Here is a 15,319-nt window from a genome sequence, read left to right as displayed (position 1 = left end):
CCTGACCGCAGTGCCGTGTGCCTTATGCCATAGCCAAGGAGCTAGCCGCTGATGACCCTGATCCGCCAGGATGACCTGATCCAGAGCGTCGCCGACGCCCTCCAGTACATCTCCTACTATCATCCCAAGGATTTCATCGACGCCATGCACGAGGCGTATCAGCGGGAAGAGAATCCGGCGGCCAAGGATGCCATCGCCCAGATCCTGATCAACTCGCGGATGTGCGCCCTGGGCCATCGCCCGATCTGCCAGGACACCGGCATCGTCACGGTCTTCCTGCACGTGGGTATGAACGTGCGCTGGGAAGCCGACATGAGCCTCGATGAAATGGTCAACGAGGGCGTGCGGCGCGCCTACCAGCTCCCCGATAACGTGCTGCGTGCCTCGGTGCTGGCCGACCCCGACGGTCAGCGCAAGAATACCGGCGACAATACCCCGGCGATCATTCATCACAAGATCGTGCCCGGCGACACGGTCGAGGTCCACGTGGCGGCAAAGGGCGGCGGCAGCGAGGCCAAGTCCAAGTTCGCCATGCTCAATCCCTCCGACAGCGTGGTCGACTGGGTGATGGAGCAGCTGCCCAAGATGGGTGCCGGCTGGTGCCCGCCGGGCATGCTCGGCATCGGCATTGGCGGCACCGCCGAGAAGGCCATGCTACTCGCCAAAGAATCTTTATTGGATCCCGTCGACATCCAACTGCTGCAGTCTCGCGGGGCAGGGAGTCGCGCCGAGGAACTACGCTTGGAGCTCTACAATAAAGTCAACAGCAGTGGCATTGGTGCCCAGGGATTGGGCGGGCTGACCACAGTGTTGGACATCAAGGTCAAAGACTATCCAACTCATGCGGTCAACAAGGCCATGGCGATCATTCCCAACTGTGCGGCCACCCGCCATGTACATTTTGCCCTGGATGGTGCCGGCCCTGCATCGTTACCGGTGCCCAGGCTCGAGGACTGGCCAGAGATAACCCGTGAAATTGGTGACAATGTAAAGCGTGTTAATCTTGATGGCATCAGCCCGGAGGAGGTTCAGAGCTGGCAGCCAGGTGATGTCTTGCTGCTCAACGGCAAGCTTCTGACAGGTCGTGATGCCGCTCACAAACGAATCATCGATATGATGAACAAAGGCCAGGAGCTCCCTGTGGATCTGGCTGGGCGATTTATCTACTATGTTGGTCCAGTTGATCCAGTAGGTGATGAAGTTGTAGGCCCGGCCGGCCCAACAACGTCAACCCGCATGGATAAGTTTACTCGCGATATGCTCGAGCGTGCCGGTCTCCAAGGGATGATAGGCAAGGCCGAGCGAGGTCCAGCGGCGATCGAAGCGATCCGCGATAACAAGGCTTGTTATCTAATGGCTACTGGAGGCGCGGCTTACCTGGTTTCTCAAGCGATCAAGAAGTCCCGGGTAGTAGGCTTCGAGGATCTGGGCATGGAAGCGATCTACGAGTTCGAGGTCGAGGATATGCCGGTCACGGTGGCGGTGGACAGCAGCGGCACCTCGGTCCACCAGACCGGTCCCGCCAAGTGGAAGGAGATCATCGCCGAGCGCGCCTGATACGAGCCACTCGGACGATGCCGACGCAGCCCCGCCTCTGGCGGGGCTGCCTGCGTTACGGGTATGATGGCAGCCCGATTCACGGATCAGGGAGCGTCCATGACATCCTGGCTGACGGGCCTGGCCATCTTCATGGTGCACCTGCTGGGTATTCTCTCGGCGGTGCTGGCACTGATGTCGAGCCGCACCTCACAGGGCGCGATCGCCTGGATCATCTCGCTGATCACCTTTCCCTATGCCGCCTTGCCCGCCTACTGGATCTTCGGTCGGCCGCGCTTCTACGGCTACGTCTCGGCCCGCGGTGAGCGCGATACGGTGCTGCGCCGGGTGCTGGCGCGCTACCGTGAGCAGATCGAGCCCTACCTGGCCGATGCCGGCTTTGGCGAGATTCGCGCCGTCGAACAGCTGGCCATGATGCCGCTCACCAGCGGCAACCGGGCCGAGCTGCTGATCGACGGCGAGGCCACCTTCGACAGCTTGTTTGCCGGTATCGATGCCGCCGAGGAGTATCTGCTGGTGCAGTTCTTCATCGTGCGCAACGATGCCCTGGGCCTGCAGTTCAAGGCGCATCTGGAGCGCGCCGCCGAGCGCGGCGTCAGAGTCTATTTCCTCTACGACGAAATCGGCAGCCGCAAGCTCGGAGAGGGCTACCTGAATGACCTGTTCGACGCCGGGGTGGCGGTTAGCGCCTTCAACTCGTCGCGTGGCGTGCGTCATCGGTTCCAGCTCAATTTCCGCAACCACCGCAAGGTGCTGGTGGTCGACGGCCGCGAGGGCTGGCTGGGGGGCTTCAATGTTGGCGTCGAGTATCTCGGCCAGCACCGCCGGCACGGTCCATGGCGTGATACCCACCTCAAGCTGACCGGGCCCAGCGTACTCGGCCTCCAAGAGGCCTTCTGGGAGGACTGGCACTGGGCCACCGGCGAGGTGCTGAGCCTCTCCTGGCTGCCGCTCAGTACCTGCGACGACTGCCAGAACGTGGTCATCGTCCCCTCGGGGCCGGCCGATCGCCAGGAAACCGCCAGCCTGCTGGTGCAGCAGGCGATTCACAGTGCCAAGGAGCGGCTGTGGGTCACCAGTCCCTACTTCGTACCCGATCAGGGCGTTCAGGACGCCCTGCGCCTGGCGGCCATGCGCGGCGTCGATGTGCGCGTGATGATCCCCGAACGGCCCGACCACCTGCTGGTATTCCTGTCGGCGTTCTCGTTCCTGCCCGACATGCTGCGCGCCGGCGTCAAGGTGTATCGCTACCAGCCGGGGTTCCTGCATCAAAAGGTGATGCTGATCGACGACCATAGCGCCACGGTCGGCACCATCAATCTCGACAACCGCTCGTTCCGGCTCAACTTCGAGATTACCGCCTATGTTCCGGACCGGCGCTTCGCCGCCGAGGTGCGCCTGATGCTCGAGAAGGACTTCGCCGACTGCCGACGCATCAGCTACGACGAACTCCGCGATCGTCCGCTATGGCGCAAGCTGCTGTCACGTGCGGCCTATCTGCTGTCGCCGATTCAGTAGCAGGATGCGGCATATCGTTACAGCGATTCGACGGCGTGCTTGTCGAACTCTCTTCTGCACGCTAACGTGCTGATTTTTATCCTGGCTCGCCTGTATGGTGGCCATTCAAGCTTGATTGTCGGACACGGGAGTCGCGGTGAACCTCGAAACCAAGTGGCTTGAAGACTTCGTCGCCCTGGCCAATACGCGCAGTTTCTCGGCGTCGGCACGTCAGCGCCATGTCACTCAGCCGGCCTTCAGTCGGCGGATCCGCTCGCTGGAGCAGGCGGTCGGCGTGACGCTGGTCGACCGCTCGACCACGCCGGTGGGCTTGACCCCCGAAGGCCAGCTGTTTCTGGTCACCGCGCGCAATCTGGTCGAGCAGTTGAGCGAATGCCTGGGCCACCTGCGCGGCCTGTCGATGGCCAACGAGGCGCTGGATATCGTTGCGGCGCATTCACTGGCGCTGACCTTCTACCCGCAGTGGATCTCGCGCCTGCAGCAGGGCACCGGCGAGCTGCCGACGCGCTTGATCGCCATGAACATGGGCGAGGCGATCCACGTGCTGCGCGAGGGCAACTGCGATCTGATGCTCGGCTACTACGACCCCTACGCCAGCATGCAACTCGACGCCGAGGTGTTTCCGTCGTTCTCGATCGGCCAGGTCAAGATGGTGCCGGTGTGCTTGCCCGATCGAGAGGGGGCCGCCCGCTTTCCTCTCGAGGGCAGCGAGTCGGTGCCCTTCCTCGCCTACACCCAGGGCGCCTTCCTCGGACGTAGCGTGCGCATGCTGCTCAAGAACGATCCGCTGCGCATGCGGCTGCGTACGGTCTACGAGACGGCCATGGCCGAGGGACTGAAAGGCATGATGCTGCAGGGCGCCGGCATGGCCTGGATCCCCGATTTCTGCATCCGCGAGGAGCTCAAGAGCGGCAAGCTGGTACGCGCCGGGGGCAAGGCGTGGGACATCCCCCTGGAGATCCGACTGTACCGCTGCTCGCTGGTGCACAAGCCCGGCGTCGAGAAGCTGTGGCGGCAGATGATGAAGCTGCCGCGGGACTTCCTGCAAGCCTGAGGCCGTGGCTTAGCTCGTGCCGAAGTCGGCGGGCAGGCCGAGGAAATTCTGGATGATGAAGAAGTGGTCCTCGAACAGGCTCTCGGGCTCGAGGTCGGCCAGGGCCACCCAGCGTGCGTGGTCGCCGCCCTTGACCGGCTTGAGCTGTGGCAGCTGCTGCTCCGGGCGCAGCGCGAAGTAGAAGGCTTCCGCCAGGGTGCGTCCGCGCCAGCTGCGATGAGGTTCATCGAACAACCGCTGGCCGCGCAGCGAGCCCTTGAGCACCGGTTCTGGCACCTTGAGGCGCAGCCGCTCGCGCAGCTCACGCAGGCAGGCGTCCAGCAGGCGCTCATGGGGATTGATGAAGCCGCCAGGCAGCGCCAGCAGTCCCTTGCCCGGCGCCGCGGTGCGCCTGACCAGCAGCACGTGGCCGGACTGCACCACGACCGCATTGACGGTGACGAAGATCGGCGGGTAGGGGGCCTCGGCCCAGGCGCTGCGATACTGCTCGAGCAGCTGCTGCTCCTCGATCAGGCGCTGAAAGGGCTCGTCTTCGGCGAAGCTCCCGAGCACCTCGTGCACGCTGGGCGGCAGGTCGTGGGCGGCCCCAGTAGAGAGATAATCTCCCGCCGAAGAGTGCGAACGGAACAGCCGCTCGCGGATCTGACTGGCCGAGATGCCTTCGACCAGCGGCACGCTCACCGATTCCCACTGCGGGAACAGCGACAGGTAGTAGCTGGACTGACCGCGGCTGGCACCGATCAGGCCAGTACGAGGCAGGCGCCCGTGCTGGGGGCTGGCGACATCACGCACCTTGCGCTGCACGTCGCGTACCCAGACGTCGTTGTTGTACAGGGCATCGAGCAGCGGCTCGATGTCGAGTCGCCGATTATCCTCCTCGTCGAAGCAGCTGCGCAGCATGGCCTGGCGCTCATCGAAACGCCACGGGTTACGCAGTGAGCGCGCCTGCCAGGCGGAGCCGACCAGCACGATCACCTGGCGAGCACGCTTGAGCGCCTCGTGGATCACTGCCAGGTGACCCAGGTGCGGCGGCTGGAAGCGACCGATAAAGACCAGGCAGTCGAAATCGTAGTCATGCTGCGCGTATGGTGCTTGCGGGGTCGACGCCATGCGGGCTCCGTGGGCAGGTGGGTGGGGGCATTATCCGAGCTCACCGGGTTGGCTGCAATGCGGCGTTGACCCTGCGTCTGCAGCGCTAGTCTCTGTGACGTATGCTTTAGAGCATCCTAATCACGCCTGGGAGCCTGCATGATCAAGCAGCACATCGTCTACTGGTGGCAAATCGTTCACGCCGCCATTCAGCTATGGCTGAAGCGCAACGCCTTCAGCTACGCCGGCTCGCTGGCGTTCTACACGCTGTTCTCGTTGGCACCCACGGTGATCATCGCCGTGACCGTGATCGGTGTGGTGCTGGGTGAGGACGCCGCCCAGGGCCAGATCGTCGCTCAGCTGCAGGGCACCATGGGCCCGGAGGCCGCCGGCATGATCGAGCAGGCCGTTGCCCAATCGCGCATCGAGGAGTCCGGGCTGCTGCCGACGCTGCTGGGGGTGGGGGCGCTGCTGGTCGGGGCGACCACGGTGTTTGCCCAGATGCAGTTCTCGCTGAATACCATCTGGGACGTGACCGCCAAGCCGAGCGGCAACAGCCTGCTGATCTTTCTCAAGAATCGCGTGCTGTCGCTGACCGTGGTGCTGTCGATTGGCTTCATCCTGCTGGTGTCGCTAGCATTCGGGGTAGTCCTGCGCGCAGTGATCAGCCATGCCGAGGGGCTGCTGCCGGTGTTTGGCATACTCGCGGGCAGCGCCGAGTTTCTGATTTCGCTGTTGATGATCGCCGCGCTGTTCGCGACCATCTTCAAGGTGCTGCCGGACGTGGTGCTGCGCTGGAAGGACGTGGTGGTAGGTGCCGCGGTGACTGCGGTACTGTTTGCCCTCGGCCGCTACGGCATCGCCGCCTACCTGGCCTATACCGCCACCGCCTCGACCTATGGGGCGGCAGGCTCAGTGGTGGTAATCCTGCTATGGGTCTACTACAGCTCGCTGATCCTGCTGTTCGGTGCCGCCTTCACCAAGTGCCACCTGGTGGCCCGCGGCAGGCCCATCGTGCCGCGCAACTCGGCTGTGGTGGTCCGCCATGAAGTCGATGAGTGAGGAGAGCGCGATGAGCAAATGCTGCGTCAAGGCCATGGTCGCCGGCAAGGTGCAGGGGGTCTGGTATCGCCGTTCCACCCAGGAGCAGGCCCTCCAGCACCGCGTCACCGGCCATGCCAAGAACTTGCCGGATGGGCGCGTCGAGGTGCTGCTGTGCGGCGAGAGCGGCGCCGTCAATGCGGTTGTCGAGTGGCTATGGAAGGGGCCACCCGGTGCTCGGGTGACCCACGTCGAGCTGGAAGGCGTCGAATACCGCGATCGCGATAGCTTCCAGACGCTCTAGCGCTCAGCGCAGTGTGTCGACGATCCACTGCACGACCGCCGGGCCATCGGCATTCAGGCACACCACGACCGGCGGCGTACGCGACCAGCGCGCGTCGATGAAGTCGCGCCCCTCGGGGGCGAAGAGCGTCTGCCCCTCGGCGTCACCGTCGGTCACCACCGTGAGATGGCCGCGGGCGCTGGTGAACAGTTGCGGCGCCATCAGCCAGGCCAGCGCACAGCTGTCGTGGGGGCAGCAGCCGTCGATGCCCAGCGCCTGCTGGTAGAAATCGCGGTAGAAGCCGTAGCTGCCCTTGAGCACCTTTCCGAGGCGCCCTTGGCCGGCGGCGATGGTGTCCATGTCGGCGGGAGACAGCACGCAGCGGTGCGTGGCATCGAGCCCCACCATCACCAGCGGCCAGCCGGCCGTCAGGGCGCGCGACGCGGCATGGGGGTCGTTGAACATATTTGCCTCGGCCACCGGCGTGACGTTGCCGCCCTCGCGAATCGACCCGCCCATGATTACCACCTGCTTGACCCGCTCGACGATGCCCGGGTCGAGCTGCAGGGCCGCGGCCAGGTTGCCCAGCGGGCCCACCGCCACCAGCGTCACCTCGCCGGGGCGGGCATTGACGGTGTCGACGATGAACTGTGCGGCACTGCGCGGATCGGCCTGGCCGCTCACCGCCGGTAGCTCGATGTTGCCCAGGCCGTTGGCGCCGTGGATATGCGCCGGAGCCGGATGCTTGGGCTTGACCAGGGGGGCGGCGGCGCCCTGAGCCACGGGAATCGTCTGGCCGGCCAGTTCACTGAGCAACAGCGCATTGTGGGTGGCGGTGCCGATGTCGACATTGCCGTAGGTGGTGGTCAACCCCAGCAGCTCGATGTCGGGATGGGCGAGGGCAATGGCGATTGCCTGGGCGTCATCGACGCCCGGGTCGGTATCGAAGATGATCGGAGTCGTCATGCTGCGTCCTTATGCTGGAAAGACAGTGGGTGTGGAGAGCTAGTATGCCGCGACCGCAAGCGGCGGCCAGTCGCCGAGCGCCGCCTCGACCTCGGCGGCCGGGGGGATGCTGGGCGCGGCCCCCTCGCGCTGGACGCAGAGTGCCGAGGCGGTACTGGCGCGCCGCAGGCAGGCCTCGACGTCTTCGCCGGCCTGGCGGGCGGCCATGAAATAGCCGATGAAGGTGTCACCGGCGGCGGTGGTGTCAACGGCCTCGACGCGATGCGCGGCCAAGCGCAGCTGCTGGTGCTCGCTGCGGTAGCAGACGCCACCGCTGCCCAGGGTCAATACCAACTCGGTTTCCGGTAGCCGCGCAGCCAGGGCGTCGAGTAGCTGCTCGGGCGGCGTCGACTCAGACAGGCCGACAAGGGCTGCGGCTTCGCCGCGATTGACGAACAACAGTCGGCAGCTGGCCAGCGGCAGGGCCGCGGCGACGGCGTTCATCGGTGCCGGATTGAAGGCGATCTCGAGTCCCGCCTGCTTGGCGCGGCGCAGCAGATGCTCGAGGCCGTTGCACTCGTTCTGCAGCAGCAGGCTGTCGCCGGGCCTGGTCCTGGCCAGCAGGGCATCGATCGCTTGGCTGTCGAAGCCGTGGTTGGCGCCGGGGTGCAGAATGATGGCGTTCTCGCCCTGGTCGTCGACCTGGATCAGCGCATGACCGCTGGGCTCATCGCACAGCACGGTGTCGTCGAGCCCGACCCCGGCCTGGGCGAGGATCTGCAGCGCCCAGGCATCGGCGCGTCCCACTCGCCCCCAGTGCTCGATTCGCCCGCCTGCACGGGCCATGGCCAGCGACTGGTTGGCGCCCTTGCCGCCCAGCACCTGCTGATAGCGGTGACTGGCCAGGGTCTCGCCGGGGCGCACCAGATGCGGCACCCGGTAGACGTGGTCGATGTTGATCGAACCGAAGTTATGGACAGGACGGGGCATGCGAGCTCCTTGCATGTGTGGCCGGGCGCGAGAGGCTAGCAGACGCCGCTCAGCCTGTCCTGCCGGCGCGCCAGGCGCACAGGTTATCGACCGTGAGCTTGACCACGTTGGCACGCGCCTCGGGGGTGATCCAGGCGTTATGGGGCGTGACGATGAGATTGAGCGGTTCGCCGCTGGCCGAGATCAGCGGATGCCCGTCCCGCGGGGGCTCCACCGGCAGCGAGTCGACGCCGAGGCCGCCTAGAGTGCCGTCACGCAGGGCGGCAAGCGCGGCGGCCTCATCGATGATGCCGCCGCGGGCGCAGTTGATCAGCAGGGCATCGTCCCGCATGCGTGCCAGCATCGCCGCATCGATCAGCCCGCGGGTATCGTCGGTCAGCGGGCAGTGCAGGCTGATGATGTCCGCGCTCGGCGCGAGGTCGGCGAGGCCCGGACGGCGATCATTGGCCTCATTGCCGGGACGTGCGGCGAAGGTCACCTGCATGCCGAAGGCCTCGGCGAGCTGGGCGACCCGCGAGCCGAGCTCGCCCTGGCCGACGATCACCAGCTGCTTGCCCGCCAGCTGCAGGGTGCGATGGCTCATCAGGCAGAAGATCGGGCTGTCGCCCCAGTCTCCGGCGGCAACCTCCCGCTGGTAGAGCGGCAGGCGATTGGCCAATGCCAGCATCAGCATCAGGGTGTGCTGTGCCACGCTGGCGGTGCCGTAGGCGGACACGTTCCTTACCTCGATGCCGTGACGCTCGGCAGCGGCCATGTCGATATTGTTGGTGCCGGTGGCGAGCACGCAGATCAGCTCCAGGGCCGGGAGCTGCTCGAGCAGTTCGGCGTCCAGCACCACCTTGTTGACGATGGCGATGCGTGCGCCGGCGAGCCGCTCCAGGCGCTGCTCCAGGGGAGTGATGGCGTGAACCTCGAGACTGTCGACCTGTTCGCGTAGCGGCGTCAGGTCGATGTCATCGCCGAGCGTAGCGGCATCCAGAATCACGGCTTTCATGGCGGGTCCTCGTTGTTATCGTCAGTCCGGTGGCTTGCCTTGCCCGTTAGGGGGCGCAACACGCTATACTATCGGGCTTTCGAGGCAGGCTTGGGAAGTGTGCGCCCTTGGAAAAAGCGCCACTGGCCCTATATCAGCATCCACATTGGCCGCGGTCGCCGCTGTCAGGCGATTCGCCACGGCCTCATCGCATCGTGGTCTTTCGGAGAGACTAGAACCATGCCCATCTACGAATACGAGTGCAAGGCCTGTGGCCACCGCCTGGAAAAACTGCAAAAGATCAGCGCAACGCCGCTGACGGACTGTCCGAGCTGTGAAAGCCCGGCGCTCAGCCGCCTGGTCTCGGCGGCCGGTTTCCGACTCGCCGGCGGCGGCTGGTACGAGACCGATTTCAAGTCCGGCAGCAAGAAGAACATTGCCGGCGACGGCGCTGACAGCAAGGCGTCGAGCAAGACCTCAAGCAAGGACGGTGCCGCGGCCTGAGCCGGGCGCCGTGCCTGACACTTTCGATCCATGCAACGGAACAGGATGTAACATGCGCAGCCATTATTGCGGCCAGCTCAACGAGACCCTGGTAGATGACCAGGTCACCCTGTGCGGCTGGGTACACCGTCGCCGTGATCACGGCGGGGTGATCTTCCTCGACATGCGCGACCGCGACGGCATCGCCCAGGTAGTGGTTGATCCCGATACCGAGGCGGCCTTTGCCACCGCCGATCGCGCCCGCAACGAGTACGTGCTGCGTATCTCCGGGCGCGTACGGCTGCGTCCTGCAGGCACCGAGAATCCCAATATGCCGACCGGCATGATCGAGGTACTGGCCAAGCAGGTAGAGGTGCTCAACAGCGCGGTGACGCCGCCGTTCCAGCTCGACGAGCACGGCAAGGTCGGCGAGGAGGTGCGTCTCAAGCACCGCTACATCGACCTGCGCCGTCCAGAGATGATCGACAAACTGCGCCTGCGCTCGCGGATTTCGCACAATGTTCGCGCTTTCCTCGAGAATCAGGGCTTCCTGGATATCGAGACGCCGATCCTGACCCGTGCCACCCCGGAGGGCGCCCGCGACTATCTGGTGCCGAGCCGTACCCACGCCGGCAGCTTCTTTGCGCTGCCGCAGTCGCCGCAGCTGTTCAAGCAGCTGCTGATGGTGTCGGGCTTCGATCGCTATTACCAGATCGCCAAGTGCTTCCGCGACGAGGACCTGCGCGCCGACCGCCAGCCCGAGTTCACCCAGATCGATCTCGAGGCCTCGTTCGTCGAAGAAGACGACATCATGGACATCACCGAGTCGATGATCCGCGGGCTGTTCCAGGAGGTGCTCGAGGTCGAGTTGCCGCGCTTCCCGCGCATGCCCTACAGCGAGGCGATGTCGCGCTTCGGCTCCGACAAGCCCGACCTGCGCATCCCGCTGGAGCTGACCGACGTCGACGATCTGATGGCCAAGGTCGATTTCAAGGTGTTCTCCGGGCCGGCGACCGCCGCCGACGGCCGCGTGGCGGCGCTCAAGGTGCCGGGTGGCGCCGAGCTGTCGCGCAAGGCCATCGACGAGTACACCAAGTTCGTCGGCATCTACGGGGCCAAGGGGCTGGCCTGGATCAAGGTCAACGAGCGTGCCAAGGGCCTGGAGGGTCTGCAGTCGCCGATCGTCAAGTTCATGGAGAACGTGATTGACGAGCTGCTCGAGCGCCTCGACGCCCGGGACGGCGATATCATCTTCTTCGGCGCCGACAAGGCGCGGGTGGTCAACGAAGCGCTGGGCGCGCTGCGCGTCAAGCTGGGCGAGGACCTCGACCTCTACACCCAGGCCTGGGCCCCGCTGTGGGTGGTCGACTTCCCGATGTTCGAGGCCGACGACGCCGGTCGCCTGCACGCCTTGCACCATCCCTTCACCGCGCCGTCGTGCAGCCCCGAGGCACTCAAGTCGGACCCGGCCAGCGCGCTGTCGCGGGCCTACGACATGGTGCTCAACGGTACCGAGCTGGGCGGCGGGTCGATCCGTATTCACGACCAGGCCATGCAGCGCACGGTATTCGAAGTGCTGGGCATCGGCGAGACCGAGGCCGAGGAGAAATTCGGCTTCCTGCTCGACGCCCTCAAGTACGGCGCACCGCCCCACGGTGGGCTGGCGTTCGGCCTCGACCGGCTGGTGATGCTGATGACCGGCGCCAAGACCATCCGCGAGGTGATCGCCTTCCCCAAGACCCAGAGCGCCGCCTGCCTGATGACCGACGCCCCCGGCGAGGTCAACGCCGAGCAGCTCAAGGAGCTCAATATCCGGCTGCGCCAGAAGGCCAAGCCGGAATCCGCGGGGGAGTGACCATCGCGCGCTCGCGTACCCAGCATGTCGGCGCCCGAGTGGCGCCGACGTCGTCTGCGTCGGGCGCCGGCGCGGCGCGGCAGCCATCATGCTGATTCTCGGTATCGACCCCGGGTCGCGGATCACCGGCTACGGGGTGCTCGACGTGTCGCTGGCCAAGCCCCGCTATGTGGCCAGCGGCTGCATTCGCATCCAGGCCGACGAGCTGTCGCAGAAGCTTGCCCAGGTGTATGCCGGTATCAGCGAGCTGATCGCGGTTCACTGCCCCGGGGAGTTCGCCATCGAGCAGGTGTTCATGGCCAAGAACGCCGATTCGGCGCTCAAGCTCGGCCAGGCCCGCGGTGCGGCCATCGTATGTGCCGCCAACCACGGCCTGCCGGTCAGCGAGTATGGGCCACGCCAGATCAAGCAGGCGGTTACCGGCAGCGGTGCTGCCGACAAGGCCCAGGTCCAGCATATGGTCACCGCGATCCTCGGCCTCAGCGCCACGCCGCAGGCGGATGCCGCCGATGCGCTGGCGATCGCCCTGACCCACGCCCATGCGCGGCTGGGCCTGGTGCAGCGCGGCAGCTACGGGGGGCGCAGCGCCGCCAAGGGCCGCACCAAGGGCTGGCGCGACTACCGTCCCGGCTAGCCTGCCGCGCTCGTCGAGGGGATTATCAAACAGTGTTTGAAGACGCTAGTCAGCCGTCGCGGCGACCAGTATAGTGGCAAGCCAGTCAGCTCAAGGATGTGATGCATGATTGGACGCCTGCGTGGCACCCTGCTCGAGAAACAGCCGCCTTGGCTGGTGCTCGACGTCGGCGGGGTCGGTTACGAGATCGAAGCCTCGATGAATACCCTGTTGGCCTTGCCCGCTGTCGGCGAGCAGGCCCAGCTGTTTACCCACCTGATCGTTCGCGAGGATGCGCATCTGCTGTTCGGGTTCGTCCGTGAGCAGGAGCGCGCCCTGTTTCGAGGCTTGATCAAGGTCAACGGGGTGGGACCCAAGCTGGCCCTGGCGATTCTCTCCGGCATGGAGGAGGAGCAGTTCATCCGCTGCGTGATGGATGACGATGCCAAGGCATTGACGCGCCTGCCCGGGGTCGGCAAGAAGACCGCCGAGCGGCTGATCATCGAGATGCGCGACCGCTTTCCTCACTGGCAGCAGGGCGACGCCGGTCTCGACGACCTGGCACAGGCCGCCGGCCCTGCGACCACCGGCAGCGACCCACTGCTCGACGCCGAGGCGGCACTGGTGTCGCTCGGCTACAAGCCCACCGAGGCGACCAGGATGCTCAATGGCCTCGACAAGGGACTCTCCACCGAGGCCTTGATCAAGGCCGCCCTGACCCGCAAGCTGGCAGGCTGAAGGAGGGACGCATGACCCGCCATGAGAGCAGCGAATGATTGATAGTGATCGCCTGATCGCGGCTCACAGCCAGCCCGGCGAGACCCGGGTCGATCATGCCATTCGCCCACAGCGGCTGGCCGACTACATCGGCCAGCCGGCGGTGCGCGAGCAGTTGGATATCTTCATCAGCGCGGCCCGCGGCCGCGACGAGAGCCTCGACCACACCCTGGTGTTCGGGCCGCCAGGGCTTGGCAAGACCACCCTGGCCAATATCATCGCCGCCGAGATGGGCGTCGATATCAAGTCGACCTCGGGGCCGGTGCTAGAGCGTGCCGGCGACCTGGCCGCCATGCTCACCAATCTGCAGCCTGGCGATGTGCTGTTCATCGATGAGATCCATCGCCTGTCGCCGGTGGTCGAAGAGGTGCTGTATCCGGCCATGGAAGACTTCCAGCTGGACATCATGATCGGCGAGGGGCCTGCCGCGCGCTCGATCAAGCTCGACCTGCCGCCGTTCACCCTGGTGGGGGCGACCACTCGGGCGGGATTGCTGACCTCGCCGCTGCGCGACCGCTTCGGCATCGTCCAGCGACTGGAGTTCTACGACGTGGCGGAGTTGACCGAGATCGTCACGCGCTCGGCGCGCCTGCTGGGCGTTAGCGCCGACCGCCCGGGTGCCGCCGAGATTGCGCGCCGCGCCCGCGGTACGCCGCGCATCGCCAATCGCCTGCTGCGGCGGGTACGCGACTTCGCCGAAGTGCGCGGCGATGGAACCCTCGATGCCGCCATCGCCGACAGCGCCCTGAACATGCTCCACGTCGACCGCCATGGCCTCGACCACATGGATCGGCGCCTGCTGCTGGCGATGATCGAGAAGTTCGAGGGCGGGCCCGTCGGGGTCGATTCACTGGCGGCGGCGATCGGCGAGGAGCGCGACACCATCGAGGATGTCATCGAGCCCTATCTGATCCAGCAGGGCTTCATGATGCGCACCGCCCGCGGGCGAGTGGTCACGCGCCAGGCCTACCTGCACTTCGGTATCGCTGCACCGACGCCGCCCGAGAGCGGCGCCGGGGAGGGGGCCGCGTGAGTCGCTTCTGCTGGCCGGTGCGCGTCTACATTGAAGACACCGATGCCGGTGGTATCGTCTATTACGTCAACTATCTCAAATACATGGAGCGGGCACGCAGCGAATGGCTGCGCCAGTTCGGGCTTACCCAACTGGCGCTGCTCGACGATAACATCCAATTGGTGGTACATCGTCTCGAGTGCCGTTATGCCAAGCCCGCCCGTCTCGACGATGCGCTGCAGGTCAGCGCCGAGATCGAGCGTCACGACGCTTGCCGAATGACCTTTCGCCAGCAAGTGACGTGCCGCGGGGAACCCTTATGTGATGCCTGGGTCGACATCGCCTGTATCGATGCGACTCGCCTCAAACCGACGCGATGGCCAGCGCCGCTGCGTGCCGCCCTGAGCGGTCAACACTTGCAAGACTGATGAGGATGCCCGTGAACGACTCCATGTCCATTCCCCACCTGATCATGAGCGCCAGCACCGTGGTGCAGCTGGTCATGCTGCTGCTGACGGTGGGCTCGATCGCCTCCTGGATCGTGATCTTTCAGCGCACCTTCGTGATGCGTCGCGCCAAGCGAACCCATCTGGCGTTCGAGGAGCGCTTCTGGTCCGGCGTCGATCTCAACGAGCTGTATCGCGAGACGCCCTCCGAGCAGGAAACCAGCGGCGCCGAGCATGTATTCCGCGCCGGCTTCCGCGAATTCAATCGCCTGCTGCCCAAGACCCGCAGCCCCCAGGCGATCCTCGACGGCGTGCAGCGCTCGATGCGGGTGGCCTGGTCGCGTGAAGAGGAGCGCCTTAGCCTGCACCTGGTGTTCCTTGCCACGGTGGCTTCGGCCAGCCCCTACATCGGCCTGTTCGGCACCGTATGGGGCATCATGGGCTCGTTCCAGAGTCTGTCGATGACCCAGCAGGCTACCTTGGCCACGGTGGCACCGTGGATTGCCGAAGCCCTGATCGCTACCGCCATGGGCCTGTTCGCAGCGATCCCCGCGGTGATTTTCTACAACCGGCTGTCATCGGAATCCGGCAAGCTGCTCGGCAAGTACGAGGATTTCGCCGAGGAGTTCCACTCCATCCTGCACCGTAATCTGCAGGGGCGTGGCGACAGCGACGCCGGCTGA

At 65.5% G+C, this 15,319-nt stretch carries 16 protein-coding genes; 12 read left to right on the top strand and 4 right to left on the bottom strand.

Going from position 1 to position 15,319, the window contains the following annotated elements:
• Positions 1–51 precede the first annotated feature (51 nt).
• The 3 genes from BWR19_09320 (at position 52) to BWR19_09310 (ending at position 4,129) form a co-directional block, all read left to right on the top strand.
• The gene (locus BWR19_09320) at positions 52–1,557 is read left to right on the top strand and encodes a fumarate hydratase (GenBank protein ID APX93113.1); all 1,506 of its coding nucleotides are present in this window, start codon (positions 52–54) and stop codon (positions 1,555–1,557) included.
• 99 nt (positions 1,558–1,656) lie between these two features.
• Entirely contained in the window at positions 1,657–3,075 is a 1,419-nt protein-coding gene (locus BWR19_09315; protein APX93112.1) for a cardiolipin synthase, read from the top strand.
• A 136-nt stretch (positions 3,076–3,211) separates the two neighbouring features.
• Positions 3,212–4,129, top strand: a complete 918-nt coding sequence (locus tag BWR19_09310; GenBank protein ID APX93111.1) for a LysR family transcriptional regulator — start codon at positions 3,212–3,214, stop codon at positions 4,127–4,129.
• 9 nt (positions 4,130–4,138) lie between these two features.
• Here the strand turns inward: BWR19_09310 and BWR19_09305 are convergent, their stop codons facing one another.
• Positions 4,139–5,239 carry an ADP-ribose pyrophosphatase gene (locus tag BWR19_09305; GenBank protein ID APX93110.1) on the bottom strand — a complete coding sequence of 367 codons (1,101 nt, stop codon included), beginning with the start codon at positions 5,237–5,239 and terminating at the stop codon, positions 4,139–4,141.
• A 138-nt stretch (positions 5,240–5,377) separates the two neighbouring features.
• Here BWR19_09305 and BWR19_09300 point away from each other — a divergent pair, with 138 nt between their 5' ends.
• Positions 5,378–6,280: a ribonuclease BN gene (locus BWR19_09300; protein ID APX93109.1), complete on the top strand. Its 903-nt coding sequence runs from the start codon at positions 5,378–5,380 to the stop codon at positions 6,278–6,280.
• Positions 6,281–6,290: 10 nt separating this feature from the next.
• Positions 6,291–6,563 (top strand): acylphosphatase, encoded by a 273-nt coding sequence (locus tag BWR19_09295; protein APX93108.1) that lies wholly within the window; start codon positions 6,291–6,293, stop codon positions 6,561–6,563.
• Between the two features lie 3 nt (positions 6,564–6,566).
• On the opposite strand, the gene BWR19_09290 is transcribed toward BWR19_09295, so the two are convergent.
• From BWR19_09290 to BWR19_09280, 3 genes are read right to left on the bottom strand one after another with little or no spacing between them, the layout of a single operon-like run.
• Positions 6,567–7,508, bottom strand: a complete 942-nt coding sequence (locus BWR19_09290; GenBank protein ID APX93107.1) for a nucleoside hydrolase — start codon at positions 7,506–7,508, stop codon at positions 6,567–6,569.
• Between the two features lie 39 nt (positions 7,509–7,547).
• Positions 7,548–8,477 (bottom strand): ribokinase, encoded by a 930-nt coding sequence (locus tag BWR19_09285; protein ID APX93106.1) that lies wholly within the window; start codon positions 8,475–8,477, stop codon positions 7,548–7,550.
• Positions 8,478–8,526: 49 nt separating this feature from the next.
• Entirely contained in the window at positions 8,527–9,471 is a 945-nt protein-coding gene (locus BWR19_09280; protein APX93105.1) for a glycerate dehydrogenase, read from the bottom strand.
• 219 nt (positions 9,472–9,690) lie between these two features.
• On the opposite strand from BWR19_09280, the gene BWR19_09275 reads away from it, so the two are divergent.
• The 7 genes from BWR19_09275 to BWR19_09245 all read left to right on the top strand — a co-directional run bounded on the left by BWR19_09275 (position 9,691) and on the right by BWR19_09245 (position 15,319).
• On the top strand, positions 9,691–9,954 hold the full coding sequence (locus BWR19_09275; protein APX93104.1) for an FmdB family transcriptional regulator: 264 nt from the start codon (positions 9,691–9,693) through the stop codon (positions 9,952–9,954).
• Between the two features lie 52 nt (positions 9,955–10,006).
• Positions 10,007–11,788: an aspartate--tRNA ligase gene (locus BWR19_09270; protein APX93103.1), complete on the top strand. Its 1,782-nt coding sequence runs from the start codon at positions 10,007–10,009 to the stop codon at positions 11,786–11,788.
• Between the two features lie 88 nt (positions 11,789–11,876).
• Positions 11,877–12,422, top strand: a complete 546-nt coding sequence (locus tag BWR19_09265) for a crossover junction endodeoxyribonuclease RuvC (GenBank protein ID APX93102.1) — start codon at positions 11,877–11,879, stop codon at positions 12,420–12,422.
• Between the two features lie 105 nt (positions 12,423–12,527).
• On the top strand, positions 12,528–13,139 hold the full coding sequence (locus BWR19_09260; GenBank protein APX93101.1) for a Holliday junction branch migration protein RuvA: 612 nt from the start codon (positions 12,528–12,530) through the stop codon (positions 13,137–13,139).
• Positions 13,140–13,173: 34 nt separating this feature from the next.
• On the top strand, positions 13,174–14,211 hold the full coding sequence (locus BWR19_09255; protein ID APX93100.1) for a Holliday junction branch migration DNA helicase RuvB: 1,038 nt from the start codon (positions 13,174–13,176) through the stop codon (positions 14,209–14,211).
• The gene (locus BWR19_09250) at positions 14,208–14,618 is read left to right on the top strand and encodes a tol-pal system-associated acyl-CoA thioesterase (GenBank protein ID APX93099.1); all 411 of its coding nucleotides are present in this window, start codon (positions 14,208–14,210) and stop codon (positions 14,616–14,618) included. Before BWR19_09255 ends, BWR19_09250 begins: the two co-directional genes overlap by 4 nt.
• Before the next feature lie 11 nt (positions 14,619–14,629).
• Positions 14,630–15,319, top strand: coding sequence for a protein TolQ (locus tag BWR19_09245; GenBank protein ID APX94973.1), 690 nt, complete (start codon positions 14,630–14,632; stop codon positions 15,317–15,319).

The organism is Halomonas sp. 1513 (genome assembly GCA_001971685.1).
In the GTDB taxonomy this organism is placed as follows: Bacteria; Pseudomonadota; Gammaproteobacteria; order Pseudomonadales; family Halomonadaceae; genus Franzmannia.
This window is presented reverse-complemented; position numbering and strand designations above follow the sequence as displayed.

Bases quoted from the DNA above. Each gene is read 5' to 3' on its own strand.
- BWR19_09305 (APX93110.1), bottom strand. From the start codon at position 5,239: ATGGCGTCGACCCCGCAAGCACCATACGCGCAGCATGACTACGATTTC.
- BWR19_09285 (APX93106.1), bottom strand. From the start codon at position 8,477: ATGCCCCGTCCTGTCCATAACTTCGGTTCGATCAACATCGACCACGTC.
- BWR19_09255 (APX93100.1), top strand. From the start codon at position 13,174: ATGATTGATAGTGATCGCCTGATCGCGGCTCACAGCCAGCCCGGCGAG.
- BWR19_09280 (APX93105.1), bottom strand. From the start codon at position 9,471: ATGAAAGCCGTGATTCTGGATGCCGCTACGCTCGGCGATGACATCGAC.
- BWR19_09270 (APX93103.1), top strand. From the start codon at position 10,007: ATGCGCAGCCATTATTGCGGCCAGCTCAACGAGACCCTGGTAGATGAC.
- BWR19_09260 (APX93101.1), top strand. From the start codon at position 12,528: ATGATTGGACGCCTGCGTGGCACCCTGCTCGAGAAACAGCCGCCTTGG.
- BWR19_09290 (APX93107.1), bottom strand. From the start codon at position 7,508: ATGACGACTCCGATCATCTTCGATACCGACCCGGGCGTCGATGACGCC.
- BWR19_09315 (APX93112.1), top strand. From the start codon at position 1,657: ATGACATCCTGGCTGACGGGCCTGGCCATCTTCATGGTGCACCTGCTG.
- BWR19_09265 (APX93102.1), top strand. From the start codon at position 11,877: ATGCTGATTCTCGGTATCGACCCCGGGTCGCGGATCACCGGCTACGGG.
- BWR19_09275 (APX93104.1), top strand. From the start codon at position 9,691: ATGCCCATCTACGAATACGAGTGCAAGGCCTGTGGCCACCGCCTGGAA.
- BWR19_09295 (APX93108.1), top strand. From the start codon at position 6,291: ATGAGCAAATGCTGCGTCAAGGCCATGGTCGCCGGCAAGGTGCAGGGG.
- BWR19_09320 (APX93113.1), top strand. From the start codon at position 52: ATGACCCTGATCCGCCAGGATGACCTGATCCAGAGCGTCGCCGACGCC.
- BWR19_09300 (APX93109.1), top strand. From the start codon at position 5,378: ATGATCAAGCAGCACATCGTCTACTGGTGGCAAATCGTTCACGCCGCC.